The sequence below is a fragment of the Hassallia byssoidea VB512170 genome, from assembly GCF_000817785.2.
Classification (GTDB): domain Bacteria; phylum Cyanobacteriota; class Cyanobacteriia; order Cyanobacteriales; family Nostocaceae; genus Hassallia; species Hassallia carrinoi.
The window spans coordinates 1-9007 of sequence record NZ_JTCM02000170.1 but is presented as its reverse complement, the minus strand read 5'-3'; the positions used below and the strand labels follow the sequence as shown (position 1 = coordinate 9007).

Below are 9007 nucleotides of genomic sequence, written 5' to 3'. Positions count from 1 at the left end.
CCCTTTGAAGAGGGGGAAAGGGGAAAGGGGAAAGGGAAAATGTTGAAATATTTTCACTTCTCTTCGACTGATTTTATATGACTCCATCCCCCTTTCCACTTTTTTCCTTTACCCTTTGACCCAAATTAAAAATGCCCAATGCCCAATGCCCAATGACGGCAGGTGCTTCAACGCGGGGAACCCGCGCAACGCACAGCCAAACCTATGCCCACTATCCCCTAACAACTAATTATTTTCCCAATTTATTAGGAATGCCTTCACAACCACCGGGAATTGTACCTCTACTTTTTTCGCCACACCAAGCGCAGCAGTAGTAACGATTAGCCTCAGACATCCGCTGGACATCGGTAAAATCGGCATTTTCTACCACAGCGCCGGTATGTTCGCCAGTTTCGTATTTTGGGGCTTCGCTGCGACTGCGAGGGGATGCGGTTTCTGCTGAACCATAAAACAGCCGAGTGCTGTTCAGGTCGGCTTGATTGAGATTGGCATCATATAAAATAGTGCGGCTCATATTTGCCTTTACTAAGTCACATTCGCTGAGATTAGCGCGGACAAGATTAGCTTCACTCAAGTCTGTCCAACGTAAATCTGTACCCGAAAGGTCTGCACCTGCAAGCATCACGCCTAAATCTATGACACGCAAACCAAAAAGGCGATCTTCAGCGTAACCACCGCTACCATCAAGAATCGCTCGACCGAGGTGACGATCGCGTTTTAGCGGTGTAAGCAATTTCGACCGCGAGAGAAAGCGGAGAATTTTCGCTTTGCCGCTGCCATCTACACTACTAAATATTGCCGCAGTTCGTCCTTCTGCGATCGCTCTTTCTTGGGGCCAATCTTCTAATAGTCCTTGTTCATCTAATACTAAGTCGGAGATGCCTTGAAAATACGAATCTATTGTCTGCTGCTGGGTGATGACATTTTGCTGCACTGTAAGCAGATTTTGCTGAATTGTCAAGTCTTTGGATATAACGTATTGTCGCCAAGCAACATAAACGGCGATGATGGCGATGAGAATTTGCCCCAATGCACCAAACCAGTCTGCTAATGTTCCGGAAGCTTCCCAGTTAATTTTGCGTCCCCAAGCTAGCAACAAAGAACCGATACCACCGAACTTGATTAAGCCAAAAATCGATACTAAAACTCCCAAAAAGGCAACAAGCAGCGTTCGTTCTTGAAATGAAAACCATTCGTCTACGACAACTTGCAACCAAGGTATCAGTATTATTAGGGATAACACTAAAGTTAATAGTGTGCCGCAGATGCCAATTATCCAGTTATTTATGGCTATTCCGATAAAAGTGATGGCGATCGCCAGCAAAATAATCAGTAATGCCCGTGGCTTAACTGGTACGCTTTTAGTAATGCGTTGCTTGAGGAAAGACTGCGCTTGTTTGAGAGCAACTCGATTTTGCTGAGATTGCAAAGAAGCACCCATTGCTATGGCTTGTTGAGTCGCAAGCTTTTCTGGGGTAAGGCAATTCTCGCTTGCACCACCGTCAAAGTCATCTGGTTGCAAGTCCTGTTCCGGAATGGAATCTGGGGTTGGTAGATGGGATGAGTTGGAATTGGATTCAATCGTCATGTTTTCTATTTTGCCCCAGCAGACTTGTTTCTTGCGCTGTTTTATCGTAGCCGCGATTGGGTAGGGTTAGGCAACAACCATAGGTTATAAGAGGCGATCGCTCGAATGAAACCTGACTTCTATGAAGCTTGGTATAACCGAAGCATTGCTTTAAAACATTTGCAACGCGATCGCCCAAGCAATTAAATCTGAGGGAAGACAAAGCGATCGTTATCAAACCTGAAATTGCTCACCGCGTTTGAGCATTAGCTAATTGCCAAAAGAAAAGCTACTAAGTAAGTGGGTTGAATTAAATATAAAACAATTGTAGGGTGCGTTACGGCTTCCATAACGCACCCCTAAACATTAATGGTGCGTTAAACTCCGTTATAACGCACCCTACCCTATTTTATAATTATTTGCACCTACCTACTTAATGGATCTGTATCGAGCAAAACCCTCTGCTTCATTACTTTTTATATCCATCCATTTTTTAGACATCTATTGTGCTTTCAAAATCAAAGCTTATTGTATTATTTTTAACATCTTTTCTGGATGAATCTATTCATTATAATTTTTGAAAAAATTGCTTTATATCAAATAAATACATTTGATACAACAGTACGGTTGGCTTGCTTTATATCTTTTTATCTTAAAAAATAACTGTAATAATTTATTCTCTCAAATTCAGCTATCTACAATCAAGCAAATAACTAGCTATTAATAAATATGTATAGTTTATGTTAAAATAAGTAAATTTGGTTACCCAAAAAATCTTTGTATTGGTTAAGTTTTTTTTTGAAAATTCAGCAAATATTTGCAAAAATCAGAACGTTGACTGATATTATCAAAAAAGATGATAAACGTTTGATAAATATTACTTTGTTATGTAGGTACAGCATGGTTGTTTGGCGCGACTTAGGGGCAACTAGCTTGTTCGCTTTATTGATCGTCAGCTGTAGTGATGGGAGAAACTCAGCAGGAGAGATGAGCAAACAAGTAGTACAAAAAACCAATGTATCCCCGCTTTTGGCAGAAGCTTATGAGACACAAAAGGTAGAAGATTATTTTCAACAAGGAAATAATTTTTTAGAATCGCACCGCTACAATTTGGCGATCGCCGAATACGACAAAGCGCTCAAAATCAAAAAAGACAAGTACGAAGCTTGGATTAATCAAGGTAATGCTTTAACAGCACTGCAACGTTACAAAGACGCGATCGCTACCTACGACAAAGCGATCGGCATAAAAAAAGACTTGCATGAAGCTTGGTATAACCGAGGAAATGCCTTAACAGCACTGCACCTTTATCAAGATGCTGTAGTAGCATATAAAAAAGCGATCGCGATCAAACCAGATAAGTATGAAGCTTGGATTAACCAAGGAATTGCCTTGACAAAATTGGCACGCTACACTGAAGCGATCGCCGCATACGACAAAGCGATCGCCATTCAGCCGAAAAAACATGAAGCTTATTACAATAAAGCTTGCTCTTATGCTTTACAAAATAATATTGAATTAACAACAGAGAACCTGCAAAAGGCAATCAAGCTTTATCCTAATAAATATCAGCAATTAGCAAAAAGCGATCCAGATTTTGATAAAGTGCGTCGCGACAAACGCTTTCGGGAATTACTGCAATAATCGATTCCAAGAAGAAAGAAACAATTATCATGAAAATTATGTCTGTTTTCAAATTTATCGCAATATTAATTGAGTTGAAAACATAAAACTATAACTCAAGACAGATATTCTCACCCAATGGATACCGAGTATATTTGAATAAATAAAGTTATCTGGTATAGGGGTGTGAAAATATGTATACTAAAGCCAAAATTTTACATTTAACAGTAGAAGAATATCTGCAACTTGAACTGGAAAGCGTAGTTCACCATGAATACATTGGTGGACAAGTATATGCAACAGTAGCAAACAGTGAAAACAGTAAAATAATTACCGGAAATATATTAACTCGATTGCGAGGACATTTACTGGGTAAAAGCTGCCGAGTCTTTTCATCAGATATGAAAGTCAAAATCGAAGCGCTTGATGTATTTTATCACCCAGATATTTGTGTGACTTGCGATCCTTCCGACCGAGAAAAACTTTTTAAAATTAATCCCTGTCTAATAGTAGAAATTATTTCCCCAGAAACAGAACGCATACACCGCAACGAAAAGCTGATGAATTATCAGCAAATAAAAAGTTTACAAGAGTATGTGTTAATTTCGGAATCAGAAAAAAAAGTTGATATTTACCGTAAATATAATCATAAAACTTGGTTTTTGGAGCAATTTTTTCCCACAGATATAATGAAATTGTCATCAGTCGGTTTGGAAATGGCGATCGCCGAAATTTATGAAGATATAGAATTTTAATATTTATTGCTAAAACTACCGCGTTTTCTGCAAAAATATGAAAAAATTGTTAATTACTGGAGTTAGCGGCTTTTTAGGATGGAATATTTGCCAGTTAGCACGAGAATGGGAAGTTTATGGAACCTATCTATCTCATTCTCTCAACATTCCCGGTATAAACACCCTAAAAGTTAACTTAACAAATTTTCCAGAAATTAAACAAATATTTCATGAAATTCAGCCAGCAGCAGTAATTCATACTGCCGCACAATCTCAGCCAAACTTTTGTCAAACCCACCCCGAAGAATCACACGCAATCAATGTAGAAGCATCCAGTAATATAGCTGGACTTTGTGCGGATTATAATATAAAGTGTGTTTTTACATCAACCGACTTAGTTTTTGATGGCAGATGTGCACCTTACAGTGAAACAGACGCAGTATGTCCGGTAAATCTTTACGGTGAGCAAAAAGTGATGGCAGAAGCTGCTATGCTGAAACGATATCCGATGACAGCAGTGTGTAGAATGCCGTTAATGTTTGGGATGGCTACACCCACAGCTACAAGCTTTATGCAGCCATTTATGCAAACTTTGAAAGAGGGAAAAGAACTAAAGTTATTTATAGATGAGTTTCGCACCCCAGTAAGTGGAAAAACTGCCGCAAAAGGACTTTTATTAGCGTTAGAAAAAGTCAACGGTGTAATTCACTTGGGTGGTAAAGAGCGGATTTCGCGTTATGATTTTGGTAAGTTATTAGTAGAAGTATTTCAACTGCCTTCTACAAATTTGCAAGCTTGCCGACAACAAGATGTAAAAATGGCAGCACCTAGACCTAGTGATGTTTCTTTGGATAGTTCTAAAGCTTTTGCGTTAGGGTATGAACCTTTGTCTGTGAAAGAAGAATTAGAGGCTTTAATTAACGGATAAATTTTCACGCAGAGACGCAGAGACGCAAAGAAAGATTTACTTTGCGTCTTTGCGTGAGATTTTTATGAATAAGCGTCCATTGGCAGACAAGAACAAACAAAATTCCTGTCACCATAGGCATTATCGATTCTACCTACAGACATCCAAAATTTATGTTCGCGAGTCCAGGGGGCAGGATATGCAGCTTGTTCGCGAGAATAGGGATGATGCCATTCTCCGGTGATGAGGCTTTCGGCAGTGTGAGGTGCATTCTTCAAGACATTATCTTGAGCATCCATTTTGCCTGATTCGATTTCGGCGATTTCTTTACGAATCGCAATCATCGCATCACAAAAACGATCTAATTCTTGTTTTGATTCGCTTTCGGTGGGTTCCACCATGATTGTACCAGCTACGGGCCAGGAAACGGTTGGTGCATGGAAACCGTAATCCATGAGACGCTTGGCAATATCATCAATGTCGATATTCGCGGATTTTTTGAGCGATCGCAAGTCTAAAATGCACTCATGAGCAACTAAAGCATTTTTCCCTTTATATAAAACAGGGTAATACTTTTCAAGTCTCTTGGCGATGTAATTCGCATTGAGAATCGCTACCTTGGTTGCATCCTTCAAACCATCCGCACCCATCATCGCGATGTACATCCAAGATATTACCAAAATGCTAGCGCTACCCCAAGGTGCAGCTGCGATCGCACCAATGGGGGAGTGGGGAGGAGCCACTGCGTTGGACGGGTTCCCCGGCTTGAAGCAAGTGGCGTTGGGGAGTGGGGAGGAGCCACTGCGTTGGACGGGTTCCCCGGCTTGAAGCAAGTGGCGTTGGGGAGTGGGTAGGGGTGGGGTTCCCCCACCCTTACTGTGCATTTGGACAACGGAGTGTCCGGGTAAAAATGGTACCAAATGAGAAGCAACCCCAATTGGTCCCATACCCGGACCACCACCACCATGAGGAATACAGAAAGTTTTGTGTAAGTTCAAGTGACAAACATCAGCACCAAAATCTCCCGGACGACATAGACCAACTTGGGCATTCATATTTGCCCCATCCATGTAAACTTGTCCACCGTGAGAGTGAACAACAGCGCAGATTTCTTGAATTTGCTCTTCAAATACGCCATGAGTTGAGGGATATGTCACCATTAAAGCAGCAAGTTGGTTGCTATGCTTTTCTGCTTTTGCTTTTAAGTCGTTTAAATCAACATTACCTTCCACATCACAAGCAACTGGTACTACCTTCATCCCGGACATCACCGCACTTGCGGGATTTGTTCCGTGTGCAGATGTCGGAATTAAGCAGACATTGCGGTGTTGTTCTTTGCGACTTTCGTGATATTCACGAATTACTAAAAGTCCGGTGTATTCACCTTGAGAACCGGCGTTTGGTTGTAAAGAGATTCCGGCAAAACCGGTGATTTCTGCCAACCATTCTTCAAGTTGATCGAACAGAATTTGATAACCTTGGGTTTGCGATCGCGGGGCAAATGGATGAATATTACCGAATTCCGTCCAAGTTACAGGTATCATTTCCGATGTTGCATTCAACTTCATCGTACACGAACCCAAGGGAATCATCGATGTAGTTAAGGACAAATCTTTACTTTCTAACTTGTGCAGATAGCGCAACAACTCAGTTTCTGAATGATAGGAGTTGAAGACGGGGTGGGTGAGGTAGCTGGTTTTGCGGCTAAAGGATTTTAGATTTTGGATTTTGGATTTTGGATTGTCTAACTCTTCTAAAGTGAAAGCTAGTTTATTCTCAAAAGTGAAAATATCTAAGATATCTTCTAAATCTTGTAGTGTCGTTGTTTCCCCTAAAGAGATGCCAACCGCAATTTCATCATAAATCCGCAAGTTGATTTTTTGCGCTTCGCAAGCTTTGAGAATTGCATTTTTACTGCGTGTCCCTAATTCGACTTTGAGAGTATCAAAGAAGTTTTCGCTGATGATGCTGTAGCCGAGACGTTTCAATCCTTCTGCCAGCATCACTGTCTTGCTGTGGATATTTTCGGCAATTTCCTTAAGTCCTGCTGACCCATGATATACCGCGTACATACTCGCCATAACTGCCAGCAGTACCTGTGCTGTACAAATATTGCTAGTTGCTTTATCGCGACGAATGTGCTGTTCGCGGGTTTGCAAAGCGAGACGCAATGCCGTTTTACCTTGAGAATCTTTTGATACACCGACAATCCGCCCTGGAACTTGCCGCTTATACTCTTCTTTGGTGGCGAAGTATGCCGCATGAGGTCCCCCAAACCCCAAGGGAATACCAAAGCGCTGCGTGCTTCCTACGGCGATATCAGCGCCAAATTCGCCAGGGGGTGTTAACAAAGTCAAGCTTAAAGGGTCTGCCGCTACCGTTACCAATGCACCCTCAGCATGGGCTTTTTCTATAAAAGCGCGGTAGTCATAAATTGTGCCATCTGTGGCAGGATATTGGAGAATTGCCCCAAATATCGGTTGTGCGAAATCAAAGGTTTGATGGTCGCCAACTACAATCTTAATTCCTAAGGGTTTCGCCCGTGTCTGCAACACGTCGATAGTTTGCGGATGACAGTCTTGCGATACAAAGTAGGTATTTGCCTTATTTTTGCAAACACCATAACTCATACTCATTGCTTCTGCTGCTGCGGTTGCTTCATCAAGCAAGGAAGCGTTAGCAATTTCCAAACCTGTCAAATCGATAATCATGGTTTGGAAATTTAGCAGCGCTTCGAGTCGTCCTTGGGCGATTTCTGACTGATAGGGAGTGTAAGCTGTATACCAACCGGGGTTTTCTAGGATATTGCGCTGTATTACAGGCGGGGTGATACAGTCGTAATATCCCATGCCAATGAATGAGCGGTAAACTTCATTCTTGACAGCGATTTGTTTTAACTTTGCCAGTGCTGCATACTCACTTAATGCTTCTGGCAGTTGTAAAGATTGTTTCAGCCGAATTGCCTGCGGCACTGTTTTGTCGATGAGGGTATCGAGGTTGGAAATCCCCAATAATTCAAGCATTTGTTGGATGTCATCACAGTTGGGTCCAATGTGACGTTCGGGAAAATTACTTGACTTTTGACTCGTTTGACTCAGTACCTGCTCATGGCTTGACTGAGGACGAGAGGCGTAGAATACCACAAACTGCTCTCCAGACGCGACTATTTCATATTTTGCAACATCTATATTTGTCGCGTCGGTATTTGCTTACCAGTTTATCTAAATTTCATGATTTATGTCCGGATGGGGAGAGGGGGAGAGGGGCAGGGAGCAGGGAGCAGGGGGAGCAGGGGAAGCAGGGGGAGCAGGGGAAGCAGAGGAGACAAAAAGACAAGGAGACAGGAGACAATTATCTTTCCCTATCCCCTCTGCCCCCTGCCCCCTGCCCCCTGCCCCTTTCCCCCACTCCCCCACTCCTCTACTCGCCGGCGACTAGGGTGCTATACTCTTTGGCAGTTAAAGCATCATCAATGTCACCTGGATCGTTGACGCGCACTTTTAGCAACCATCCTTCACCGTAGGGGTCATCTGATACTTGTTCGGGATCGTCTATTATGGCGTCGTTGCGCTCGATGACTGTGCCGGTAACTGGTGAGTTTAAACTTTCGACGGCTTTGACTGATTCAATTGAGCCAAAGATTTCATTGCGGGTCACGGTGTCGTTTACTTCGGGTAATTCCACAAATACAACGTCACCTAATTGCTGTACGGCAAAGGCACTAATGCCGATGGTGGCAATTTCGCCTTCTAAGCGCACGTATTCGTGAGAATCCAGGTATCTCAAATCTTCAGGATATTCCAAAGACATATTAGTTCCTCTTTTATGTGAAATAAATTAATGCTGAATGCGCGATCGCCTACACTTGATCGATAATTAACCATATTTTGCAATTTTCGTCAAAAATATCGGCATTGCGTGATGTTGGATTTTCAAGTCGGGGTGAGTTTAATTGATTTAAGTTTCCCATGTCAAGTTGTTTATATATTACGGTAGGTTTTTTGATACCGCTTTTATACGCGAAGGAAGAAAGAGCGATCGCCTGCCATATCATATAGGAATGAGGGCAAAATTATGATAAAACGAACCGCCCTTCGGGTTCGCCAGTCCCCCATCGTGACGGAAACCGCCTTCGCTTTTAGCGTCTCCCCTTGGGAGAAGACGGGGGCTGGACTC

The 9007-nt window shown here is 42.3% G+C and carries 7 protein-coding genes; 4 read left to right on the top strand and 3 right to left on the bottom strand.

The features are described from left to right. Window positions 1-229 precede the first annotated feature (229 nt). Window positions 230-1588, bottom strand: coding sequence for a pentapeptide repeat-containing protein (locus PI95_RS33545; RefSeq protein WP_039743282.1), 1359 nt, complete (start codon window positions 1586-1588; stop codon window positions 230-232). Between the two features lie 879 nt (window positions 1589-2467). Here PI95_RS33545 and PI95_RS33540 point away from each other — a divergent pair. From PI95_RS33540 to PI95_RS33530, 3 genes are all read left to right on the top strand, one after another. Then, complete coding sequence (locus tag PI95_RS33540) at window positions 2468-3211, top strand: tetratricopeptide repeat protein (protein ID WP_039744078.1); 744 nt, start codon at window positions 2468-2470, stop codon at window positions 3209-3211. 173 nt (window positions 3212-3384) lie between these two features. Then, window positions 3385-3945, top strand: coding sequence for a Uma2 family endonuclease (locus PI95_RS33535; protein WP_039743280.1), 561 nt, complete (start codon window positions 3385-3387; stop codon window positions 3943-3945). Window positions 3946-3982: 37 nt separating this feature from the next. Then, window positions 3983-4852, top strand: coding sequence for an SDR family oxidoreductase (locus tag PI95_RS33530; RefSeq protein ID WP_039743278.1), 870 nt, complete (start codon window positions 3983-3985; stop codon window positions 4850-4852). Between the two features lie 62 nt (window positions 4853-4914). On the opposite strand, the gene gcvP is transcribed toward PI95_RS33530, so the two are convergent. Next, window positions 4915-7974 carry an aminomethyl-transferring glycine dehydrogenase gene (gene gcvP, locus PI95_RS33525; protein ID WP_039743276.1) on the bottom strand — a complete coding sequence of 1020 codons (3060 nt, stop codon included), beginning with the start codon at window positions 7972-7974 and terminating at the stop codon, window positions 4915-4917. A gap of 94 nt (window positions 7975-8068) precedes the next feature. Here gcvP and PI95_RS33520 point away from each other — a divergent pair, with 94 nt between their 5' ends. After that, window positions 8069-8269 (top strand): hypothetical protein, encoded by a 201-nt coding sequence (locus PI95_RS33520; RefSeq protein ID WP_039743275.1) that lies wholly within the window; start codon window positions 8069-8071, stop codon window positions 8267-8269. On the opposite strand, the gene gcvH is transcribed toward PI95_RS33520, so the two are convergent. Further along, window positions 8252-8641 (bottom strand): glycine cleavage system protein GcvH, encoded by a 390-nt coding sequence (gcvH, locus tag PI95_RS33515; RefSeq protein WP_039743272.1) that lies wholly within the window; start codon window positions 8639-8641, stop codon window positions 8252-8254. The two genes, PI95_RS33520 and gcvH, sit on opposite strands and share 18 nt — an antisense overlap. Window positions 8642-9007 lie beyond the last annotated feature (366 nt).